Below are 22,412 nucleotides of genomic sequence, written 5' to 3'. Positions count from 1 at the left end.
CCTCCATCACCTGTCCGATTGGCCCGAGGTGTCGGTATCGTTGCGATGTGACGGGGTTCATACAAGAGGCCAATTCGAGGTAATGGACGTCACATGATGGATCTGTCCGCGGCGTTGACCGCCGAGCTGAGCACCCGGCTGCGCCAGGACGGAGAGCGTCACCGGATCGTCAGCGACACCCTCCTGGAGCTGATCCGCGACGGTCGGATCGCGGCCGGGCAACGACTCCCCGCCGAGCGCCGGCTCGCCACCGCGCTCGGCGTCTCGCGCACGACCGTGGTCCGGGCCTACGCCAGCCTGGAGGCGATCGCCGTCCTCGACCGCCGGGTCGGCAGCGGCAGCTACGTGACCTCGACGCCCGGCGCCGCCAGACTGCCGCGGATGATGGACCTGACCGACGGCACGGCCGACCGCGAGCCGGCACACAGTCAGGGCCTGATCAATCTCTCGATCAGCACGCCGGCGGTGCTGGGCGAGATGCGCGACGCGATCCGCTCGACTGCCGACGAGGTCTTCGCCCGGGCCATGCTCGCGACCCAGCACACCGAGGGCGAACCAGAGCTGCGCGCCTGGGTGGCCGCCTGGTACACCCGACGCGGCCTGCCGACCGACCCGGCCCAGGTCCTGATCACCGCCGGCGCCCAACAGGGACTGGCGATGAGCACCCAGCTGCTGCGCCGTCGTACCGCACCGTTCGTGGTCGAGGCGCCGACCTACCTCGGCCTGCTCGACCTGGCCCGGATGCGTCGCGCCCGGCTGCTGAGCGTGCCCGCCCTGACCGACCCGCGGCGCATCGCCGCGGCGGCCGAGCACGTCGCCGGCCAGACACAGCCGCTGTTCTACGTGATGACGACCTGCCACACGGTGACCGGACACTCGATGCCCGCCGCCGACCGCGAGTTGCTCGCCCGGCTGGTCCACGACAGCGGCGGTCTCGTGGTCGACGACGACATCCTGGCCGACCAGCTCTTCGAGCCCGAGACCGCGCCGCCCCTGGCGGCCTTCCTCGACGAGCGGCGGGTGATCACCGTGGGTGGCACCAGCAAGCTGCTCTGGGACGGCCTGCGGGTCGGCTGGCTGCGTGCGCCGCAGTCACTGATCCAGAGCCTGGTGCGGATGAAGAGCGCCTACGACCTCGGCACCTCGGTCATCTCCCAGCTGGTGGCCCTCGACCTGCTCCAGCGGGCCGACGAGATCGCCGCGCGGCGGGTGGACGAGGCCCGCACGAAGCTCGAGCTCACCACCTCGCTGCTCCGTGAGCGGATGCCGGAGTGGCGCTGGCAGCAGCCGCACGGCGGGCGGTCGCTGTGGGTGGAGCTACCCACCGGCAGCGACGCGGCCCGCTTCGCCGCCCAGGCGGTCGGCGGCGGCGTCGCGGTCGCCACCGGCGAGACCTTCACCGGCAACGGATCGCACCACGACCACCTGCGGCTCGGGTTCGTGCAGCCGACCTCCGCGCTGACCGAGGGACTCGCCCGACTGGCGGCCACCTGGGCCGGCTACGGGAACGACGCCGACCGCTCCGCGACGAGGCCGGCCAGGCGGCGTACCCCTTCGGCGATCTGGGGTTCCGACGCCGCGCTGTAGGACAGCCGGACGTACGGCGCCGGCGGCTCGTCGACGAAGAAGTGCGCCCCGTCGCCAACGAGGACTCCGGCCGCCTGGGCGGCCACCGCGAGCCCGCCGGTGTCGATGCTCTCCGGGAGCCGGACCCACAGGTGGATGCCACCGCGCGGGGAATGCGTCAGCCGCAGCTGCGCGCCGTGCGCGTGCAAGTGACCGACCATCGCGTCGCGGCGCTCGGCCAGCCGGGAGCGCAGCAGCTTGAGGTGGCGCGGCCAGGCGGGCGACGTCAGCAGACCGAGCGCCGTCTCCTGGAGCAGCGCCGGCACGCACATGTCCTCCGCGATCCGCGCGGTCCGCAGCCGCTCCCCGGCCGGTCCGCGGGCCACGACGGCGGCGATCCGCAGGCCGGGCGCGACGACCTTGGTCAGCGTGGCGATGGCGAGGACGTGCCCGTGCGGGTCCTCGGTGAGCAGCGGCGGCGGGGGCGGCCCGTCCAGCCCGAGGTGCCGGGCCCAGTCGTCCTCGACGACGAAGGCGCCGTGCTCGGCGGCGAGAGCGAGCACCCGTGCTCTCCGTTCGGCGCTGAGGACCGCGCCCGTGGGGTTCGCGCAGCCGGGCTGGAGGTAGACGACCCGGGCCCGGGTCCGCTCCAGCACGTCGGCGAGCAGGTCCGGTCGGATCCCGTCGAGATCGGCCGGCACCGCGGCGAGCGCGAGGCCGGCGGCCTGGGCGGCGAGGACCATGCCCGGGTAGGTCGGGCTCTCGGTGATGACGGTGTCGCCTGGATCGGCCAGGGTGCGCAGCACGAAGACGAGCGCCTGCTGGCCGCCCGGCACGACCAGCACGTCGCCGGGCTCGGCGCCGTAGTCCGCGGCGAGCACCCGGCGCAGGTCGGGCAGGCCGGCGACCGGCACCATCGACCAGGCCCGGGCCCCGCGGGCGGCCCGCGACGCCTGCGCCCGCAGCGCCTCGGCCGGCTGCAGCTCGGCCGCGGTGTAGCCCCACGAGAGCTGGATGTCCTCCGCTCCCCCGTGGGCGCCCAGCCGGCCGGCGCGACGGGGGTCGACCCGGGCGCGGCCGAGGGCCGGGGACTGCCAGCTGTAGTCCGGGTCGGGGCTGCTCCGGCGGCCCGCGACGAAGGTGCCCCGGCCCGGCTCGGCGCGGAGCAGGCCGAGCGCGGCGAGCCGGGCGAGCGCCGCGGAGACGGTCGCGGCGCTCGCCGCGAACTCCCGCGAGAGCTGCCGGACACCGGGAAGCCGATCGCCGACCGCCATCGTCTCGGCGCGACGACGCAGGACCTCCGCGATCTCGGCAGCTCTGTTATCGTCATTCATGAAGGCAGTAGATAACGTTACCGTCCCTGTTCGCAAGGCGTTACGCACGGTCGCCCGCGACGCGTCGCTGTCCGCCGTCGTCGCCGGGATCATCTCGGCGCTGGTGAACTACTCCGGCCCGTTCCTGATCGTCCTCGCGGCCACCCGGGCGGCCGGACTGGACGAGGCGCACACCGCGTCGTGGGTGTGGGCGGTGTCGATCGGCAACGGGTTGTGCAGCATCGCGCTCAGCGCGTTCACCCGGATCCCGGTCATCGTCGCCTGGTCGACCCCCGGCGCGGCGCTGCTCATCGCCTCACTCGGCGGCTTCGCCTTCTCCGACGCCGTCGGCGCCTTCCTGGTCGCCTCGGTCGCCGCGGCGATCGCCGGCTGGACCGGATGGTTCGGCTGGCTGCTGGACCACGTCCCCGCCCCGGTACTGCAGGCCCTCCTGGCCGGCGTACTGCTGCCCTTCGTCGTGACCGCGACCGACGCGTTCGCCTCGGCGCCGCTGCTGGCCGGGAGCGTGATCGTCGCCTTCTTCGTCGGCAAGCGCCTCGTCGACCGGTACGCCGTCCCGCTCGCCCTGGTCGTCGGCATCGCCGTGGCGGCCGTCGCCGGCGCCTTCGAGCCGGTGACGACCGGCTTCTCCGTGACCGTCCCGGTGCTCACCGTGCCGACCTTCGACCCGGCCGCACTGGTCAGCATCGGGCTGCCGCTCTTCATCGTCACGATGGCCTCGCAGAACGCCCCCGGCCTCGCACTGCTGCGCTCCGAGGGCTACCGCCCCGACGACCGGCTGCTCGTCGGCTCGATCTCCACGGCCTCCGCGGTGCTGACGCCCTTCGGCAACCACGGCATCAACATCGCCGCGATCACCGCCGCCATCGCGACCGGGCCCGAGTCGCACCCGGACCGCAGCCGGCGCTGGATCGCCGGCCTCTCCGCCGGCACCGTCTACCTGCTGGTCGGCGTCTTCGGCGGCTTCCTGGTCGCGGGCTTCCAGTCGATCCCGGCCGAGACCATCACCGCGCTGGCGGCGGTCGCGCTGCTCGCCTCGACCCTCACCGCGCTGAGCGGCGCCGTGAGTGGGGCGACGAACGGCGCGCCGCACAGCGCGGTCGCCGCGCTCACCACGCTGGCCGTCACGATGAGCGGCGTCGTCCTGCTCAACGTCGGCAGCGCCTTCTGGGGCGTGCTGGCGGGCTCCGCGGTCTACCTGGCCCTGCGCCCGAGGTCGCCTCGACCGGAGCCGGCCGCGCTCAGCGGAACGCCGCGTGTCCCGTCATCGCATGTCCCAGGACCAGCGTGTGCATCTCGACGGTCCCCTCGTAGGTGAGCACCGACTCCAGGTTGTTCATGTGCCGGATCACCGGGTACTCCAGCGAGATCCCGTTCGCACCGAGAATCGTGCGCGCCGTCCGGCAGATCTCCAGCGCCTCACGGACGTTGTTGAGCTTGCCGAGGCTGACCTGCTCGGGGCGCAGCCGGCCGGCGTCCTTGCGGCGGCCGAGGTGGAGCGCCAGCAGGACGCCCTTCGTGTACTCCAGGTTCATGTCGACCAGCTTCTGCTGGGTGAGCTGGAAGGCGGAGATCGGCTTGCCGAACTGCATCCGGCTGTTGGCGTAGGCGAGCGCGGTCTCCAGCGACGACCGGGCAGCGCCCATCGCGCCCCAGACGATGCCGTAGCGCGCCTCGTTGAGACACGACAGCGGGCCCTTGAGGCCACGCACCTCCGGGAAGGCCGCCGAGTCGGGCAGACGGACGCCGTCGAGCACGAGCTCGCTCGTGACGGAGGCGCGCAGCGACTGCTTGTGCTTGATCTCGGGAGCAGCGAACCCCGGCGTGCTCGTCGGTACGACGAAACCGCGGACGCCCTCGTCCGTCTGGGCCCAGACGACGGCGACGTCGGCGACGGTGCCGTTGGTGATCCACATCTTGCGGCCGTCGAGCACCCAGTCGGATCCGTCCCCGGCGACCCGGCGGGCGCGGGTGCGCATGTCGCCCGGATCGGAGCCGACGTCCGGCTCGGTCAGGCCGAAGCAGCCGATCGCGTCACCGGCGGCCATCCGCGGCAGCCACTCGTTCTTCTGGTCCTCCGAGCCCCACCGCCAGATCGCGAACATCGCGAGCGAGCCCTGCACCGACACCAGCGACCGGATGCCGGAGTCGGAGGCCTCCAGCTCCAGGCAGGCAAGGCCGTAGTCGGTCGCGGACATGCCCGCGCAGCCGTAGCCCTCCAGGTGCATGCCGAGCAGACCGAGCGAGCCCAGCTCCTTGGCGAGCCCCCGGACGTCGGGCAGCGCGCCCTGCTCGAACCACTCGGCGACGTACGGGTCGATCCGCTCGGCGCACAGCTGACGGACCGAGGCGCGTACCGCCTTCTCGTCCTCGGTGAGCAGGTCGTCGATGCCCACAGGGTCGAGCGGGGCGAAGGGGGGCAGGGTGGTGGGGGTGCTCATCGCGGGGTCTCCTGATCGTCCTGAGAGGTGCTCAGCATCTGTCGTGCGTCGTCGTCGTGCTCCCCCGGGCGGGGTCGGCATGGGGCTGATAGGAGTCCGTCGGGCCTGCTCCTGCCTGATGACACGACCGTAGGGAGAACGCGGCGCGGCGAGCGCGAGGCGCGGCCGCCGCGGCACCTGCTCGACCATGACCCCGGTGCCGCGGCTGGGCGCTCCCCGCGCGGACTCGACCTGCCGGTCGAGCGGGACTGCGCGGTCCAGAAGGCCCGTGTCACCGTCAGGAAGGGGGTCGCGACTGGGACCACGAGCAACGGCAGGCCCGCCGTGCGGCAGGCGGCGACCAGCGGCTGGGCGGCTCCCCGTGGACCGGACCCAGCCCGAGCGCGCGCTGACGCCCGCCTCCCGCACCCGGGCGACGTACGCCGCGCAGCCCGCCTCGTCCACCGGGAGTGCCAGGCCGGTGGTGAGCAGCAGCTCGACCCCGCTCAGGTAGGCCTCCGGCTCCGGCAGCTCACTGATGTGGACCGCGGTGACCTCGGTGCGGGGCAGGTCGAAGCCCGCCAGGGGAACCAGGTGGTGCCCCAGCCCGGAGCACAGGGACGCGACGGTCGGTGCGGTCACCCGGCTCAGCGTGCCATGCCCGCCGACCGTGTCGCCGACGGGACCGTCTCTGCCACCCCGAGTCCTCAGTCCGCTACACCGCGGCCACCGTCAACGCCTGGTAGGAGACGTTCGCGGAGCTCACCGACGTCGAGGCGTTGGTGTCCAGCAGGACGACGCCCGGCACCGCCCACTCGAGCACGCGGGCGTTCAGGACGCCGCCGGAGGGACCGGCACCGGTTATCTTGATGTTCATCCCGGGCGGGATCGAGCGGTAGTCACTCGAACCGCCGGAGACGATCGTCATCTGGTTGGAGCCGGACGAGATGGTGCCTCGGACGATCACCGACGAGCTGTCGAGCGACCCGTAGCCGATCTTGGGCGCCGTCGCGATCCATGCGGCCTTGCCGCTGGTGTTGTAGATCAGGTCCCCGTAGGACTGGACGAGCAACGTCGTCGGTATCGAGGCGCGCTCGACCGGCAGCTGGCTCACCGTGTTGTAGGGCGTGCTCTGCTTGACGTTGAGGATCCGGTTGCCGCGGATCTGCCAGCTCTCGTACTGGCTGGCCGAGCGCACGAAGTAGTTGACCCGCTTGTTCATGGCGGTCGCGTCGACCGTGTTGTCCTCGACGCGCAGGCCGAAGGTACCAACGCTGACCACTCCGATCGCGGCACTGTTCGCGTTCGCCGCGGCCGACGCGTTCGCTCCGAAGAAGTAGTTGGAGCGGATGGTCGCGCCGTAGACGGCCTCCCAGAAGCAGATGCCGTAGATCCCGTGCTCCCAGATCTCGTTGTCCTCGATCCACACGTGCCGCACGCAGTAGAGGGTGATCGAGCCCGGCGTCGCGTCCTGGCCGGTGAACCCGGTGACGTCGTTGCCGACGATCCGGATCTTCTCCGTCATCCGATAGCTGTTGCCGACGACAGAGATGCCGGCTTGGCCGTTGTCCCCGTTGCCCTGCTCGATGGTGTTGTGGGCGATGAGGACGTTGCGGAGGACCTCCTGCGACTGGTCCGCGAGGTAGCCGTGTGCGTGCTGCAGGGCGATGCCGACCTTGCAGTTCTTGATGACGTTGCCCCGGATGATGATGTTCTCGCCGCCGTGGCAGTCGAGACCCTCCCAGCGGGGGTTGTTGAGGAAGACGTTGTTCTCGATGAGCATGTTGCGGACGAAGAACGAGCCCTCGTTGTTGGTCTCCGAGCCGGTCATGAGCGTGTAGCAGTCGGCGGTCACGGTGTTGGTGACGGTGTCGAAGGTCGACCCGGTCACCGTGATGCCGTCGACCTCGATCAGGATCGCCATCATGGTGTGGGCGCAACGGTAGAACTCCGAGTCGCGCACGACGACGTTCGTGCTCCGCACCACGCTCGCGCCGTAGTAGCCCTGCATCTCCGTGATGCGCACGCGGTCCAGGGTGAAGCCGTCGGTGTACTCGACCCGGACCCCGTCGCGGCCGCTCGTCGGAGAGCCCGTGCCGGCCGTGCCGTTGCGGATCGTGAGGTCCTGGATCGCGACGTTCTTCTTCCGGGTACCACTGGTGCCGATGACGTTGATCATCGTGTTGTTGCCCAGGTTCGCGTGGTCACGCAGCACGGTGGCCGTCTGGCCCGCGCCGGCCAGGGTCACGTTCGAGCCCAGGTTCAACGTCGACCCGAGATAGTAGGTGCCCGGTGGGATGCGGACGATCCCGCCATCGGCGCCGAGGGCCGTGATGGCCGCCTGGATGGCGGCCGACTCATCCCCCGATCCGGTGAGCGAGTCGAGCCACGTCTCACTCGTCGCCGCACTCGCTGGCGCCGCGACGCCCATCACGACGGCCCCCGCGCCAGCCGCGGCGACACCCGCCATGCCCAGCACCCTCCGGCGCCCGAATCCTGCTTCCGTGCTCATAGAACCTCCCACAGATGGGCCGCGCGAGACGCGCGGACTGGTTGATTTCCGATCACTGACGTCCGTGGCCACCGAGCTCGACGACCGGGTTGACGAGGCTGCCGATCCCCTCGATCCAGGCCTCGACACTGTCGCCGTCGTGGAGCGAGGTCTTCGGCTCCATGAACTCCCCGCAGCCCCACGGCGTACCGGTGAGCAGCACGTCGCCCGGTTGCAGGCTGAAGCTGTGGGAGCAGTAGGAGATCAGCTCGGCGACGCCGAACAGCATCTCGGCCGTGGAGGAGTTCTGCATGTCCTGCCCGTTGACCCGCAAACCGAGTCGCAGCTCCTGCGGTGACGGCACCTCGTCGGCCGTGACCACCACCGGACCGAGCGGGCAGAAGGTGTCGAGGCTCTTGCCGCGCACCCACTGGCCGTCGCTGAACTGGACGTCGCGGGCAGAGACGTCGTTGGCGACCGTGTACCCGTAGACGTGGTCGAGCGCCTGTTCCGCCGTGACACGCCGCGCCGGCCGGCCGATCACGACGGCCAGCTCGACCTCCCAGTCGACCCGCTCGGTGATGCTCCGGTCGACCTCGACGGCGTCGCCCGGCCCGACGACGCTGCTGGGGAACTTCGTGAAGACCAGCGGGGCGCCCGGACGCTCCGCACCCGCCTCCCGGATGTGATCGAGATAGTTGAGGCCGATCGCCACGATCTTCCCCGGGACCAGTGGCGCCACGAGGGTGCCCTCCACCGGGTCCCCGCGAAGGGGGGGCGGGCGGCCGGCCGCGACCTCCTGAAGCGTGACGCCGGGCGCCGCGATCCCGCGGTACACACCGGCCTCGACCTCCTCCACCAAGACGTCTCCCCCGACTGTCCGCATCCTGCCGACTCGCATGCTCGCCTCTCCGTACCTCTCCGGCTCGTCCCTCTGTCCGAGGTGCGGCGCGTGGGCGCCGCGTGGCATCTCACGCCTCGGTGAGGCGCAGTTCCTGATAGCGCACCGGCGCCGCCGCGACGGTCCGCGCCGCCGCCTTCTCCAGCCGGATCCGGGTCAGCTCCCGGTATTCGAGGATCCGGGTACTCAACACCGATCCCCCCGGTCCCGCGCCCGGGATCCGCACGTTCATGCCCGGCGGCAGCTTGCGCCAGTCTCCGCCGACCACCTCGACGACGTCGCTGCCGCTGGTCGTGTCGACCCGCGCCCACACGGTCGCGGTGTCGAGCGACCCGAAGCCGATCCGGGGCTCGGAGACCACCCAGCGCGGACGCCCACGGTCGTCGGTGACCACGTCACCTCGCTTCTGTACGAGGTGGTCTCGTGGCTTCGAACCACGGTCGATCGGGAGGTAGGCCGTGTTCCGGTACGCCGTGTCCTGCCGCACGTTGCGCACCTCGTTCGCGCCGACCTGGACGCTGACCGTCGGGCGGTCGACGTTGATGAACCAGTTCGGCCGACGCTCGGGCGCGGTGGCACCGACCGTGTTCCCCTCGATCCGGATCCCGTAGGCGCCGACGACGTCGTTGGTGGTGTCGCCATAGGCGCCCAGTCCGTCGATCCCGATGGCCGCGGTGGCGGCCTCCTGCCCGGCGGGCGTGTCGACCACGTCGTGGAAGCTGTTGCCGATCACCGACGCGCCGAACACCGCGTTCGTGAGGTGCACGCCGTAGACCGCGTAGTCACGGATCTCGTTGCGCTCCACCCGGACGTCCTTGACCAGGTACAGCGCGATCGATCCCGGCGCGTCGGGATGGCCCATGAAGCCCTGGATGCGGTTGTCGGCGATCGTGATGTTCTCGGAGAGCACGTCGAGGTTGCCCACGACCGTGATGCCGCGGTTGCCGGGCAGGCCGGTGCCGCGGAGGAGGACGTTGCCGACGACGTGCACGTTGCGCAGGACCGGCTCCTCGACGTAGCCACGTGCGTTCTGGACGGCCACGCCGATCTTGCAGTTCTCGACGTAGTTGTCCTGGATGAAGACGTTCTCCCCGCCGTGGCAGTCGATGCCCTCCCAGATCGGGTTGTTGCGCACGACATTGCGTTCGATCCACAGGTTCCTCAGCCAGTACCTGCCCTCGCCCTTCCTGTCCCCTCCAGTGCCGATGGCGTAGGTGTTGGGCGAGACCGTGCTGGTGAGGGTGTCGAACTCGTTCTCCAGGATCCGGATGTCCTCGCACTCCACCAGCACGTAGAGCATGCTGTAGTTGCACCGATGGAACCGGCAGTGCTGGACCAGGATGTTGCGGGAGTACTTGAAGGTGATGCCGTCACTGCCCTGGATCTCCCGGACGAGACAGCGCTCCAGCGTGAACCCGTCGCACCGGTCGACCACGACGCCGTCCTTGCCGTCGGTGTAGTCGCCGGTCGACGCCGTGCCGTTGCGGATCCCGAGGTCCGTGATCACCACGTCGACGAGCGGCTCGGCCGCCGACCCGACGACGGAGATCACGGGCCGGGCGCCGAGCGAGGCGTGGTCGCGCAGCAGCGTCGAGGACCGACCGGCGCCCCGGAGGGTCACCCTGCTGCGGAGCTCGATGGTCGTGCCGACGAGGTAGGTCCCCGCGGGCAGCAGGACGACACCGCCGGCCGCCGGGAGTGCGTCGATCGCCGCCTGGATCGCTGCCGACTCGTCGCCCGAGCCCGTCAGTGTCACCTCGGTCGTGACGGCGCCGGCCGGCGAGGCCCCCGCCAGCGCGGCGCCGACGGCGCCGGTCGCGGCGACCCCCAGGCCGCCCAGGACCCGGCGGCGGTTGATCCCCGTCTGCTCACCCATGCTGACTCCTTTGTACATGTTGCATGCAGCATGTAGATGGACGAGAGCGGTGTCAACCCCCTTCGCTCAGTCGCCGGCACGTCGGAGCGCGCGACGCAGCGCCCGCACCCGTGCTGCCTTCGCGGCGAGACTGACGGCCGCGGTGGGCGCCACCTCGTAGAAGCCGTGGTAGGCCCCGGGCCACACGTGCAGTTCCACCGGTACGCCGTGCTGGTCGAGCCGTTGCGCGTACGCGACGGTCTCGCGACAGAACAGGTCCGCGGAGCCGACGTCGAGGTAGGCGGGCGGCGACCCGTCCAGCGCGGCGGCACGGGCCGCGGACGCGAGGGGCGCGCTGGAGGCTTCCGGCCGCTGGTACAGCGCCCAGGCGCGGCGGTTCAGCTCGCCGCTCCACAACCCGAGCGCATCCACCGCCGGGCTCGTCGCCTCATCGGTGCGGTCGTCGAGCATCGGCGCGACCAGCAGTTGGAAGTCGATGTCCTTCGCGGCGAGCACGGTCGCCGCCGCCAGGCCCGCCCCCGCGCTCTCCCCGCCGAGCGCGACCCACGACGGGGCGCCCCCACCCCCACCCCCACCGTCGCGCAACCAGGCAAGGGTGAGCAGGACGTCCTCGAGCGGCGCGGGATGCGGGTGCTCGGGCGCCGTGCGGTAGTCCACCCCGACAACCGCGCAACCCACCCGATCGGCGTACTCCTGCTCCACCCGTGGATCGCTCGGGGCCGAGCCGAGCAAGTAGCCGCCGCCGTGCAGCCACACCAGGACCGGTCCGCCCGGGGCCGACGACCGGCGTGCTTCCCCGGCCGGTCGGTGCAACCGGAGATCGAGGAAGGTGTTGTCGGCCCGGACGATCCGCACCGCCTCGCTGCGCACCGGACGGCCGTCGGGGAGCTCCACAGCCCGCCGCAGGCGGGCCCGGGCTCCCTCGATCCGATCAGGGTCGATGGTCGCCTGCGGGCGCTCGTGGTGAGGGATGGCCTCCAGCGCCACCGCGAGCTCCGGATCGAGCCACGGTCCGTCCGTCCTCACCATGCGTCGGGCCTCCTGCCCCTAGGGTCGTGCCCGTGCCACCGCTCCGCCTCGCCGTCGCAGGGACCGACAGCACCCACACCTCCGACGCGCTCCGGCTGCTCAACGCCGAACGACGCATCACCGGTGTCCGCGTGGTCCACCTGGTCGCGGACCCGACGCCCGACGCGCTGGCTCTCGCCGCGAGCGGCGGCCTGGCCTCCGCCCAGGTCGCTCCGGTGCTGCCCGGTGCCGCCGTCGACGGCCTGCTGGTGCTGCACCGGGCGGGCGCCGACCACGTGCCGGCCGCGCTGCTCGGTCTCGGGGCCGGCCTGCCGGTCTTCGTGGACAAGCCGTTCGCCGCGACGGTCACGGCGGCGCACGCGCTCCTCGACCGGGCGGAGGCGCTCGGGCTCTCCGTGACGACGAGGTCCGCTCTCCGCTTCGGTGCCGTCCCTCGGCGGCTGCGCCACGACATCGGGCACGCCGTGCCGCGCGGTGTGAGCGTCCACGGCCCGGCAGACCTCCGCGCCGGAGCCGCCGGGCTGGCCTTCTACGGCATCCACGTCACCGAGCTCCTCCACGAGGTCCTCGGCGAGCTCCTGGACGGGGGTCGGAGCGTGGCCGTCGACGACGTCCGCGCCGGCCCCGAACAGCTGGTCGCCCAGGGGCACTGCGGCGAGCTGGCAGTCCGCATGGTGCTCCACGACCGCGCCGCCCGGATCGGTGGCTTCCGGGTCGTGGTCAACCACGACGACCGCCCGGAGGTCGTCGTCCCGGTGCCGCTGAACGACGACTACCTGCTGCCGGTCCTCGAGCATGCCGTCGCGGTGTTCCGGGGCGCGGCGCCCCCGGGACGCCGCGAACTGCTCGCCCCGCTCGCCCTGCTCCAAGAGATCTCCTCACGCAGCCCACGGTGAGCCTCCGGCCCACGCGAGCCACGACGGCCGGACGACGTCCAGCACCGGCTCCGAGTCGCCGAGGAGACCGGTGCCGTGCAGCGGCAGCCGCAGCACCCGGTCGTCGTCACGCGCCGCGCACCACAGGGCGTCCGGCCCGATCAGCAGGTGCTGCGGCCACCGTCCCACCGCGACCTCCTGGACGAGGACCGGTCGCGCCCGCACGTCGACCACCGACACCGTGTCGGCGCCCCGGTTGGCGACGTACACGAGGTCGCGTGACGGGTGCACCGCCAGGTCGCTGGGAAAGCTGCGGCCCTCCCGCAGCGCGCCGATCGCGACCGACCCCGCCGGCGCTCCCGCGGCGGTGAGCACCGTGAGCCGGGAGGCGAGCTCGTCGACGACGGCGACCCGGCCGTCGGCCAACCAGGCGAAGTGCCGCGGGCCCGACCCTCGCGCCACCGGTACGACGTCCGGCGCGCCCCCCTCCGGCGGGTAGCGGAGCAGCCGGTCGGTCCCCAGATCGGTCGCCCACAGGTCCCCCGACGCGCCGAACCGGACCTGGTGGGGGTGGGGTGCATCCTGTCGCCCGGGATCGGGACCGGTCCCGGCCGGGACGGGCAGCCACTCCCCCGGCTCGGGCACACCCTCCGGCCCGAGGGCGTGCAGCGAGATCGCGCCGGCGTCGTAGTGGGCCACGGCCAACCGCGTCGCGGAGGTGTCCAGCGCGAGCGAGCACGGCAGCGAGTCACCACCCGGGAGCCGGTCGCGGGCGTCGAGTCCTCCCCCGGCCGTGACCTCGAGGGTCAGCAGGGCCCCGTGCGCCGACGACGCGGCGTACAGGACCGGACGGAGGGGGTGCGCGAGCAGCGTGAACGCCCCCGGAAGCCGTACGGCCGCGACTCTGCGTGGCACGGCGCCGTCGAGCCGCCAGGCCTCGACGCCCCCCTCGGCGTGCTCGGCGGCGACCGCCAGCAGCGGCTCACCCGCGGTCACGGGAACCACGTCTCCTCGACCCGCACGATCCGGCCGCCGCGGACGAGTTGGAAGGTCCGCCACCGGTCGAGGACGGAGCACGGATGGGAGATGCCGAGCTCGACGGTGTCACCGACGGCGACGGCGGACTCCTCGGGCACACGCACGTAGGCGTGCTGGTCGTCGAGTCGGTCCACCGACATCCCCCGAACGGGCACGGCGCCGCCCCGGCAGGAGAGGAGGACCGGAAGGTCCTGGTCGTAGGCGAGGTCCCGGCGCCCGGCCCCCAGGATCACGAGACCGGCCTCCGGCCGGCTCTGCACGCGGGCGACGACCGCGACGGCGGACCGGAGCGGAGGGGCGTCGGGCACCCCGCGTGCATGCGGCGTCGTCCGGGCGTAGAGGCCGTCGTCGTGCAGGGCGTAGCAGCCGCTGCGCAGCAGGAGGCTGGTCGACCGGCCGCCCGCCAGCTCCAGGGCGTGCAGCCGGACGCAGCGGTCGAAGTACAGCGAGCCTCCCGCGGTGACCAGTACCTGGCGCTCGTCGGCGAACGCGCCGTCGGCGTCGATGCGTCGGATCACATCCTCGACGCGGTCGAGGAACCGGTCGACCGATGCCAGCGGATCGGGCCCGGTGCCGTAGGAGCCTTCGTAGGCCGCGATCCCCCGCAGCCGCAGGTGTCTCGACATCAGGACGCTCTGCGCGAGTGCCCGTGCCTGGTCCGGCCTACGGGTCCCGGCCCGGCCGCCGGACAAGCCGACCTCGACGAGCACGTCCAGCGGACGCGCCCGGCCCTCGGCCGCGGCCGCGAGGGCGTCGACCTGCGCGACCGAGTCCACCCAGGAGAGCACCTCCCCTGGCGCGCCGGCCAGCCACGTCTGCTCCGGCGCACCGACGACCTGGTTGGCGATCATCAGGGGCACGTCCGCCAGAGCGCGGACCGCCCGCGCCTGGGCGACGGTCGCGACCGTCAGGCCCCACGCTCCGGCGGCGAGCTGGGCCCGGAGGACGTACGGCGCCATCGTCGTCTTCGCGTGCGGCGCGATCGCCACGCCCCGCTCGCCGCACCACCGCGCCATCGCGGCGATGTTGTGCGTCAGCGCGTCGTCGTCGACGACGAGATAGGGACACACGAGGTCCTCCGCGCCGACGATCACGGGTGCTCCCCGTCACGGCGCAGGGCCCGGCCGGCGCGCCGGCCGGTGAGACGGCCGCCCTCGAGCACCACGACGCCGTTGACCAGCACCGTGTCGATTCCGGATGCCGGTCGTCGCGGCCGCTCGTACGTCGCCTCGTCGCGCACCCGGGCGAGGTCGGCGACGACCACGTCCGCGGCGGCCCCGGGCACCAGCACGCCACGACCGCGCAGCCCGAAGCGCCGGGCGGCGCGCCCCGACAGGTGCACTGCCGCGTCATCGAGCGAGTAGGCCCGGCCCTCGCCGGTGTGGGCCGCGAGGAGCCGGGCGAAGCCGCCCCAGGCCCGCGGGTGGGCCGCAGCTCCGACGAAGATGCCGTCGGAGCCCGCCAGATGCCAGGGATGTTCGAGCAGGCCGACGTAGTCGTCGTCGACGGTGTGCGGCGAGGCGGCGTACACCGCCGTGGCCGCCAGCCGGGTGGCCACCAGGAGCTCGTGCACAAGTCGAGCCGGCTCGTGTCCGGACGCCTCGGCGGCCTCGCGCAGGGACAGGCCCTCGAGGTGCGCGTACTCCGGCGCGGGCACGTGCGCCAGGCGGGTCTCGAGGAAGGCTCCGTCGGATGCGGCCACCGCCGCCGGGAACCATCGCCGCACGAACTCCTCCCGCGCCCCCGCCAACCGCGCGAGCACGGTGCATCTCTCGCCCGCAAGGACCTCCTCGGGGACGATCGGCATCGCGAGCAGCGAGAACCCGCGGCGATAGGGATAGGCGTCGAACGAACCGTCGACGCCACGCTCGGCCAGGTCGCGGAGCAGCGGCTCGACGAGAGCGCGGCGGGCGTGCAGGTGGGACACGTGCAGGGGTGCTCCGGCCGAGAGGGCCACGGCGGCGGCCTCCTCCAGCCCGGCGGCGACGTTCTCCTCGTAGCCCCCGCGCATGTGGGTGACATAGACGCCGCCGGAGCCGCACAGCGGCTCCACGACCGCGATGAGCTCGTCCGTGCCCGCGAACCTACCGGGGACGTAGTCCAGGCCGGAGGAGGCTCCGACGGCCCCGTCGGCCAGACCCTGCTCGACGAGCGAGCGCATCGCGCGCATCTGCGCCGTCGTCGCGCAGCCGGAGGCGTTGCCCAGCACCTCGAACCGCACCGTTCCCAGCGGCACGGCGTAGGCGACGTTGACGGCCACGGTGCCGTCGTAGGTCGCCAGCAGGTCCGCCACGGTCGCGCCGCGGTAGGTGGGGTGGTGGCCGTTCAGGGCGCCGAAGTACGAGTCGGCGTAGGCGCCGGGACCGGGTGCGAGCGAGACCCCGTCCTGGCCCAGGACGAGACTCGTGACCCCCTGGCGCAGCAACGCGAGCTGGACGTCGTCGTCGAAGACGCTGCCCTCGGCATGGCTGTGGGCATCGACGAAACCGGGGAGCAGCGTCCGACCGGCACAGTCGATGCGGACCCGGGCGGACACATCGGCGAGGTCGCCCACCTCGGCGATCCGACCGCCCCGCACCCCGAGGTCCGCCACCCGCGGCGTCGTACCGTCACCAGACACCACCGTGCCGCCCGTCAGGACGCAGTCGAACGCCGGGCTCATCGCGCCGCCCACGATGCGGCCAGGACGGCGCGGTCCATTCCCCACCAGTGTGCCGCATTCGCACCCAGCACCGCGGCGCGGTCGTCATCCGACCACTCCAGCGCCTCGTCGAGCGCCCGCGCCGTCGCGTCGTACGGGATCCCGGCAGCCACGAACGGCCAGTCGGTGCCGTGGAAGAGGCGGTGAGCACCCGCCTCCGTTGTCAGCGCGCGCACCAGTGACCAGAGGTCGCGGTGCGGCCAGTCCTCGTGGGAGAGGGCGCCCAGGGCCGACAGGCGTACGCCGACGTTGGGCGCCGCGGCCACCAGGTCGAGCAGAGGACGGGGGTCCTGACCGGCTCCGAGCAGCCCCAGGTGGTCGACGACCACCCGCACGTCAGGGCACCGGACGGCCCGGTCCCTGACCGCGGCCAGGTGGCCGGGACGGCACAGCACCGACAGCGGCTGACCGCGGCGCGCCGCGAGATCCCAGGCCGTGTCGCCGTCCGCGCCGGCGAACCACGGGAGGTCGTCAGGGTCGTGCTCCGCCGACAGCCGCAGGCCCGCAAGACCGTGTCGGTCCAGGTCGCGCTCCGCGGCGCCGGCCGGGTCGGACCGATGTCGGTCCCACAGCCCGATCCCCGCGTAGCGACCCGCCCCGGACGCCACGACCGCGCCGAGGAAGGAGTGGTCGCGGCCGTAGATCGACGGCTGGACGAGGACGGCGCCCGCGAACCCCGCTCCGGTCAGGGCGTCCGCGAGCAGCTCCGGGGAGGCGTCGTACGCGGCGTGTGGCGGATCCGGCAACGGTCGCCACGGATGGGTACGCCGATCGCGGGACCACACATGGACCGAGGCGTCCACGACGAGCATGCTCAGGCCTCGAGCCCTGGGTCGATACCGTCGACGAGCTCCACCAGTTGGATCGAGATGTCGTCGGGATCGCGGAAGTACGCGCTGCGCGCACCCTCGTAGATGCCGTAGTCGCTCTGCACGACCGACTCGCTGCGGAACCGTCCACCGATCGCGCTGATCCGCTCGAACTCCGCCTCCAGGTCGTCGACCTGGAGGCACAGGTGGGCGATGCCGGCGTTGTAGCTCTCCATGGCGACCACCTCCGGCTTCGGGTGCAGGTACTGGATCAACTCGAGGAAGAGCCCTTGCTCACCGGGCAGCCGGAAGAACGCGGCGTGCTGCACCGCGCCCGGGTAGCCGACGATCCGGCCGACGTACTCGACGTCGTAGACCTCGTTGAAGTACGGCGGGTAGCCGAACAGCTTCGTGTAGAACTCGACCGAGCGATCGAGATCGGCCACGGAGAATCCGATGTGATTGAGGCTGGTCAGCATCTCAGGCTCCTAGCGTGAGGATCGTGGGCGCGGACGGCGCCGACACCAGCTCGGCGCCGTCCGCGGTGACGAGGAAGTTCTCCTCGACGTTGAAGTACCCGTCGGGGCGGGCGATGCCCGGCTCGACGGCGAGCACCATCCCCGGCGCGAGCCGCACCGGCACGGACGGCAGCAGCGAGGGCGGCTCGGTCAGTTGCAGACCGAGCCCATGGCCGATGCGTGTCGCCGAGCCGATCTCCAGCCCCGCGTCGCGGAATGCCCGGGCCACCACGTCGAACAGGTCCGTCGTGCTCAGTCCCGGCCCGGAAGCCGCCATCACGGCGTAGGTCGCCGCCCGGGATGCGGCGTAAAGGTCCTGATGGCCCGCCTGAGGCTCGCCGACGGCGAAGGTACGCGTCACGTCGGACCAGTAGCCCCGCCACCGGGGTCCCCCATCGAGCCAGAGCAGGTCGCCCTCGGTCAGCACCCGGTCTCCGGCGAGGCCGCTGACCCTGCGGTAGTTGCCGGGCCCGGAGTGCATCGCCAAATAGCCCGGCGAGTCCGCGCCCGAGGCCATCACCGCCGACCCCCACACGGCGTAGACGTCCCGCTCGGTCATGCCCGGGCGGTACGCCGCGCGGGCCGCGTCGAAGGCCGCTCCGTTGATCCGACCGGCCTCTCGCAGGGCTGCGATCTCCCAGTCGGACTTGACCGTGCGCAGCTCCCACAGGCAAGGAGCCACGTCGGCGAGGGGACCGACGTCCCGCTGCAGCGTCATCAGCGAGGAGCCGCTGACGCCCGGTCGCGTGTCGTCGCCCAGCTCGGCAGCGACAGGTCCGACTCCGGCGCCCTGCAGGAGGTCGGTCAGCACGGTGACGGCCTCGGCCTCGAAGCCCTCGAAGGGCGCGATGTCCCCCACCCAAGCGGTCGCCTCCGCGTTCGGTGCCTGGCTGCGCGAGCAGACGAGGACCGTCGGCCCGTCCACCGGCACCACCAACGCCAGAGGTCGTGAGTTCGAGTGGAAGGACGGAGTGCGGATGCCGCTCAGGTAGTGCACATTCGGTTCACTGGTCAGCAGGGCGCGCTCCAGTCCAGCCGCGGCAAGTCGCTCACGCAACGCGCCGACCCGGCGCTCGACCTCGCCCTGCGGGACCTCGTGTGCCGCCGTCACGCCTCCTCCCGAGCTGCGGGAAGGTCGTGGGCGAAGACCACCGGCAGTCCGCCGGTGTGCACGAAGACCACCGGCCGGGCCTGGTCGATGCGGCCCGCGGCGACCTCCGCCAGCAGGCCCGCGAACGCCTTCGCGGTGTAGACGGGGTCGAGCAGTAGGCCCTCGGTGTGCGCAGCGAGGGTCGCCGCGGCGACCCCGGCCGGGTGCGGGACGCCGTACGCCGGCCCGCCGTGGTCGTAGGTCACGAAGTCGGCCGGCGTCGCACCGGGAAGATCCAGTCCCAGCAGCGCGGCGGTCTCGTCCGCGAGCTTCGCGAGCCGTTCCGCGAGATCGCGGTCGACGGGACGCCAGCCCATCGCGTGGACCGGCCAGTCCAGGCCGCAGGACGCGAACGCCAGCTGGAGTCCGACCCGCGTCGCGCCCATCGAGCTGACCACGACCTGGGCATCGCCGATCCCCCGGTCGTGGAGCTGCTCGGCCAGCTCGATCCCACCGTCGACGTACGCGGCCGCGGCGAGCCGATGGAAGGAGGAGCGCAGGAGATAGGGGCGGCGCCCCGCGGCCGTCAGCTCCTGCGCGACCGCCTCCATCGCCTCGGCCGCGGCCTCACGGTCCGCGAGGCCGGCGTCCACGTCGATCCAGCGGATGTCGTCGGCGAAGAGACCCGCGGCGAGGAGGTTGCCCGAGCGCCGCTCGACGTCGGCGGTGCGTCGCAGCACCAGCACCGGCTCCAGGCCCGCGCGTCGGGCGGCGGCCGCACACTGCCGGGCGTGGTTCGACTGGGTGCCGCCGCCACCCGCGACGAAGGTGTCCGCACCGGCCCGGACGGCGTCGGCGACGATGAGATCCAGCTCGCGCACCTTGTTCCCGCCGAACGCGAGGCCGGTGAGGTCCTCCCGCTTCACGTGCAGCGACGACAGGCCCGCGGCCGCGGCCAGGCGGGGGTACTCCTCGAGCGGGGTCGGCCGGCAGGCGAGGTCGAGCCGCGGCAGCCGGGCGACCTGCTCGCGCGTCCGCCGCCAGGCCGCGGGATAGTCGCTCACGCCGGCCCCCCGCCCGGTACGACGACCGCGCCGTCGCGAACGACCCGGATACCGCCCTGCCACACCTCGCGGCAGCTGCCGAAGCCATCGGGATCCGAGCGCAGGTCGCCCGCGAAGACGCTGAGATCCGCGCGGCGTCCGGGAACCAGGGTGCCGATCTCCGTGCCGAGCCCGAGGGCCTGGGCCGGCACGTCGCTGGCGCGGTGCACGACCTCCTCGGTCGCGATGCCGAGCTCGCGCGCCGCCCGGGCGAGCAGCTGCGGGAAGGTCGCGAGGTCCTCGCCGAACTCGTCGCTGCTGAACAGGATCCGGCCACCGGCGGCCCGGATCTCGCGGTGCAGCTCCCACCGGTTCGCCGGAGGGAGGTCCCATCCCTCCCACTCCTCCTCCAAGCCGTCGAACTCGGCGAGCGGCCGGATCGTGGCGGCGACGTTCAGGTCCACGAAGACCCCGCGGTCGACGATCTGGCGAGCCAGGTCGCGGTCGTAGTCGATCGTGCCCTCGACCTCACCCAGCCAGTTGCAGTGCGCGATGGTGTCGATGCCCGCCTGAACCGCACCCCGGATGCCCGCGGTCGCGTTGCAGTGGGCGACCACGGTCAGGCCCAGACGGTGGGCGTCGCCGATCACCGCGGCGAGCTCCTCGTCGTCGTACTGGGGGCGACGGCGGTTGGTGTGCGGGTCCATGTCGCCGCCGGTCGCCATGATCTTGATGTGGTCCACGCCGGCGACAGTCAGCTCACGGACCCGCTTGCGCAGCTCGCCCACGTCGTCGGCCGTGACGCCGATGAAGTCGCCGTGCCCGGCTGTCGTGGTCACGCACGGTCCGCACACCCGCATCCGCGGCCCGGGGTGCAGGCCCGTGGCGATCGCGTCCCGCACCTGCAGGGTCACCAGGCCGGGGCCGCCGCAGTCGCGCACCGTCGTGACGCCGGCCGCGAGGGCGGCACGCGCGCCGGCCAGTCCCCAGGCGAAATGCCCGACCGCACTGGTGCCCGCCCAGTCCCATCCCGCCTGGTCGTCGCGTCCCCACGACGTGTGCACATGGGCATCGACCAGTCCGGGAGTGACCGTGGCGTCGCGGTGGTCCGCCACTGCCGTGGCGGTGCTCATGTCGACCTCGGTCAGATCGGCGACCTCGACCACCACGCCGTCCTCGACCACGACGGCAGCGTTCGTGCGCGGCGGTGTGAGCCGCCCGTCGAACAGCACCCCGCACTGGATCACGGTCCTCGTCATGCCACTCCCTCTCCGCGTGCTGATCGGCGTACCTGGTCCAGGACCTCGATCGTGCGCCATCCGTCCTCGAAGGTGGAGGCGACCGAGGGTGTCTCCCCGGTGCGCACGCACCGGACGAACTCGTCGAGGAGCCGGACGAACGGCTGGGTGAAGGTGTCGTCCGCCCACCCGATCAGGGAGGGATCCGGCTCGAGGTCCCGGAACTCCTCGGGGACCTGCCCGCGGCGCGTCCCGGTGATGACGTCGTCGGCTCCGAGCACGAGGCTGCCGCCGGTGCCGTGGATCTCCAGCCTGCGCTCGGGGTAGGACGGCGCCGCCGACATCAGTACGTCGGCCGTCACCCCCGAGGCGAACTGCAGGTGGAGCTGCGCCAGATCGTCGCTGTCGACCGTCTCGACCCGGCCGTCGGCGCGCGCGCGGCGGTCACCGGCCACGGTGGCCAGCGCCCCGGTCGCCCAGGCCACCTCGCCGAGGATCCACCGCAGCAGGTCGACGGTGTGCGAGCCGTACTCGTTGAGCAGGCCGCCGCCCTGGTCCCGGCGGTGCCACCATGTCCACGGCTGGTCCACGAGCTTGGGGAAGTAGGCGACGCTGCTCACGTGGACCGGCGTCCCGACGTACCCGTCGGCCACCAGCTCACGAAGCCGGATGCGGGCCGGGTTGAACCGGAGCTGGTGGTCCACCACCGCGGTCCTGCCGGCCTCCTGGGCGGCCGCGGCCATCGCGCGGGCCTCGGGAGCCGACATCGCCATCGGCTTCTCGCAGAGCACCGAGCGACCCGCCCGCAGCGCCGAGATCGCGAGGGGCGCGTGGGTGGGCGGTGGGGTGGCTATCGCGACCACATCGGCCGACGTCGCCTCCAGCGTGGCCGAGGTCGCCGCGTCGGCCGCGGGCACGAACGGCACGCCTGCCGCGGCGGCGACCTCGGCCCCCAGCCCGGGGTCGGCCTCGCTGACGTAGGCCAGCTCGAGATCCGGTCGCTGCTGGACGGCGCGGACCATGACATCGCCCATCAGACCGAGCCCGACGACCCCGACCCGGAGCGGGAGGACATCCTCCACTCAGCTCTCCTCCGGCGTGGGGATCCAGATCACGGCGTCGATCTCGACATCGAAGCGTGGCAGCACCACAGGCACGGTCGTCCGCGTCGGGTAGGGCTCACTCAGCCGCTGGCCGCACACCTGGTTCCACTCGTCGAAGTAGGCGAGGTCCGACAGGAACGCGCCCAGTCGGACGGTGTGCTCCAGCGACGACCCGGCCTCCCGAGCGAGGTGCTCGATGTTATCGAAGACGACATGGGCCTGCTCCTTGAAGGTCGTGCCGAGCCGTTGCCGGTCCGGCCCGAACGGCCCGTGGCCGCTGACGAAGAGCAGGTCTCCGACGCGCAGCGCCGAGGTGTAGGGGCCTGCCGGCGGGGGCGCGAGCGGAGAGGTGACGGGCGTCGGCCGGGTGGTGGTCACGT

Annotated in this window: 19 protein-coding genes and 1 pseudogene; 3 read left to right on the top strand and 17 right to left on the bottom strand. The window is 72.6% G+C overall.

Features of this window, described 5'->3' with window-relative positions; genetic code table 11:
* Positions 1–93: 93 nt before the first annotated feature.
* The gene (locus RB608_RS12920; protein WP_308088345.1) at positions 94–1,587 is read left to right on the top strand and encodes a PLP-dependent aminotransferase family protein; all 1,494 of its coding nucleotides are present in this window, start codon (positions 94–96) and stop codon (positions 1,585–1,587) included.
* Here the strand turns inward: RB608_RS12920 and RB608_RS12915 are convergent.
* Positions 1,500–2,900, bottom strand: a complete 1,401-nt coding sequence (locus RB608_RS12915) for a PLP-dependent aminotransferase family protein (RefSeq protein WP_308088344.1) — start codon at positions 2,898–2,900, stop codon at positions 1,500–1,502. The two genes, RB608_RS12920 and RB608_RS12915, sit on opposite strands and share 88 nt — an antisense overlap.
* On the opposite strand from RB608_RS12915, the gene RB608_RS12910 reads away from it, so the two are divergent.
* Positions 2,899–4,218, top strand: coding sequence for a benzoate/H(+) symporter BenE family transporter (locus RB608_RS12910; RefSeq protein ID WP_308088343.1), 1,320 nt, complete (start codon positions 2,899–2,901; stop codon positions 4,216–4,218). The two genes, RB608_RS12915 and RB608_RS12910, sit on opposite strands and share 2 nt — an antisense overlap.
* On the opposite strand, the gene RB608_RS12905 is transcribed toward RB608_RS12910, so the two are convergent.
* From RB608_RS12905 to RB608_RS12880, 6 genes and pseudogenes are all read right to left on the bottom strand, one after another.
* Positions 4,142–5,341 carry an acyl-CoA dehydrogenase family protein gene (locus RB608_RS12905; protein WP_308088485.1) on the bottom strand — a complete coding sequence of 400 codons (1,200 nt, stop codon included), beginning with the start codon at positions 5,339–5,341 and terminating at the stop codon, positions 4,142–4,144. The two genes, RB608_RS12910 and RB608_RS12905, sit on opposite strands and share 77 nt — an antisense overlap.
* 396 nt (positions 5,342–5,737) lie before the next feature.
* Positions 5,738–5,962 (bottom strand): annotated as a pseudogene (locus RB608_RS12900) (PucR family transcriptional regulator ligand-binding domain-containing protein); the annotation flags it as partial.
* A gap of 73 nt (positions 5,963–6,035) precedes the next feature.
* Positions 6,036–7,832 carry a right-handed parallel beta-helix repeat-containing protein gene (locus RB608_RS12895; RefSeq protein WP_308088342.1) on the bottom strand — a complete coding sequence of 599 codons (1,797 nt, stop codon included), beginning with the start codon at positions 7,830–7,832 and terminating at the stop codon, positions 6,036–6,038.
* Positions 7,833–7,884: 52 nt separating this feature from the next.
* Positions 7,885–8,670, bottom strand: a complete 786-nt coding sequence (locus RB608_RS12890; protein ID WP_308088341.1) for a fumarylacetoacetate hydrolase family protein — start codon at positions 8,668–8,670, stop codon at positions 7,885–7,887.
* A gap of 112 nt (positions 8,671–8,782) precedes the next feature.
* On the bottom strand, positions 8,783–10,588 hold the full coding sequence (locus RB608_RS12885; protein ID WP_308088340.1) for a right-handed parallel beta-helix repeat-containing protein: 1,806 nt from the start codon (positions 10,586–10,588) through the stop codon (positions 8,783–8,785).
* 66 nt (positions 10,589–10,654) lie between these two features.
* Complete coding sequence (locus tag RB608_RS12880; RefSeq protein ID WP_308088339.1) at positions 10,655–11,617, bottom strand: alpha/beta hydrolase; 963 nt, start codon at positions 11,615–11,617, stop codon at positions 10,655–10,657.
* Between the two features lie 32 nt (positions 11,618–11,649).
* On the opposite strand from RB608_RS12880, the gene RB608_RS12875 reads away from it, so the two are divergent.
* Entirely contained in the window at positions 11,650–12,513 is an 864-nt protein-coding gene (locus RB608_RS12875; RefSeq protein WP_308088338.1) for a Gfo/Idh/MocA family oxidoreductase, read from the top strand.
* Here the strand turns inward: RB608_RS12875 and RB608_RS12870 are convergent.
* From RB608_RS12870 to RB608_RS12825, 10 genes are read right to left on the bottom strand one after another with little or no spacing between them, the layout of a single operon-like run.
* A complete protein-coding gene (locus tag RB608_RS12870) occupies positions 12,496–13,488 on the bottom strand; it encodes a beta-propeller fold lactonase family protein (protein WP_308088337.1) in 993 nt (330 codons plus the stop codon). The two genes, RB608_RS12875 and RB608_RS12870, sit on opposite strands and share 18 nt — an antisense overlap.
* Positions 13,485–14,624, bottom strand: coding sequence for an alanine racemase (locus RB608_RS12865; protein ID WP_308088336.1), 1,140 nt, complete (start codon positions 14,622–14,624; stop codon positions 13,485–13,487). Before RB608_RS12865 ends, RB608_RS12870 begins: the two co-directional genes overlap by 4 nt.
* Positions 14,621–16,192 (bottom strand): amidohydrolase family protein, encoded by a 1,572-nt coding sequence (locus RB608_RS12860; protein WP_308088335.1) that lies wholly within the window; start codon positions 16,190–16,192, stop codon positions 14,621–14,623. Before RB608_RS12860 ends, RB608_RS12865 begins: the two co-directional genes overlap by 4 nt.
* Positions 16,189–17,043 carry an amidohydrolase family protein gene (locus RB608_RS12855; RefSeq protein WP_308088334.1) on the bottom strand — a complete coding sequence of 285 codons (855 nt, stop codon included), beginning with the start codon at positions 17,041–17,043 and terminating at the stop codon, positions 16,189–16,191. The genes RB608_RS12860 and RB608_RS12855 overlap by 4 nt, the downstream gene beginning before the upstream one ends.
* 2 nt (positions 17,044–17,045) lie before the next feature.
* Positions 17,046–17,519 carry a VOC family protein gene (locus tag RB608_RS12850; protein WP_308088333.1) on the bottom strand — a complete coding sequence of 158 codons (474 nt, stop codon included), beginning with the start codon at positions 17,517–17,519 and terminating at the stop codon, positions 17,046–17,048.
* A 1-nt stretch (position 17,520) separates the two neighbouring features.
* A complete protein-coding gene (locus RB608_RS12845) occupies positions 17,521–18,669 on the bottom strand; it encodes a Xaa-Pro peptidase family protein (RefSeq protein WP_308088332.1) in 1,149 nt (382 codons plus the stop codon).
* Positions 18,666–19,712 (bottom strand): pyridoxal-phosphate dependent enzyme, encoded by a 1,047-nt coding sequence (locus RB608_RS12840; protein ID WP_308088331.1) that lies wholly within the window; start codon positions 19,710–19,712, stop codon positions 18,666–18,668. The genes RB608_RS12845 and RB608_RS12840 overlap by 4 nt, the downstream gene beginning before the upstream one ends.
* On the bottom strand, positions 19,709–20,950 hold the full coding sequence (locus RB608_RS12835) for an amidohydrolase family protein (protein WP_308088330.1): 1,242 nt from the start codon (positions 20,948–20,950) through the stop codon (positions 19,709–19,711). The genes RB608_RS12840 and RB608_RS12835 overlap by 4 nt, the downstream gene beginning before the upstream one ends.
* Positions 20,947–22,011, bottom strand: a complete 1,065-nt coding sequence (locus RB608_RS12830; RefSeq protein WP_308088329.1) for a Gfo/Idh/MocA family oxidoreductase — start codon at positions 22,009–22,011, stop codon at positions 20,947–20,949. Before RB608_RS12830 ends, RB608_RS12835 begins: the two co-directional genes overlap by 4 nt.
* Positions 22,012–22,410, bottom strand: coding sequence for a Rid family hydrolase (locus tag RB608_RS12825; RefSeq protein WP_308088328.1), 399 nt, complete (start codon positions 22,408–22,410; stop codon positions 22,012–22,014).
* Positions 22,411–22,412 lie beyond the last annotated feature (2 nt).

The sequence above is a fragment of the Nocardioides sp. LHD-245 genome (assembly GCF_030929495.1).
Taxonomy (GTDB): domain Bacteria; phylum Actinomycetota; class Actinomycetes; order Propionibacteriales; family Nocardioidaceae; genus Nocardioides.
Note: the sequence above shows the minus strand (reverse complement) of the source record. Positions and strands in the feature narration are given on the sequence as shown.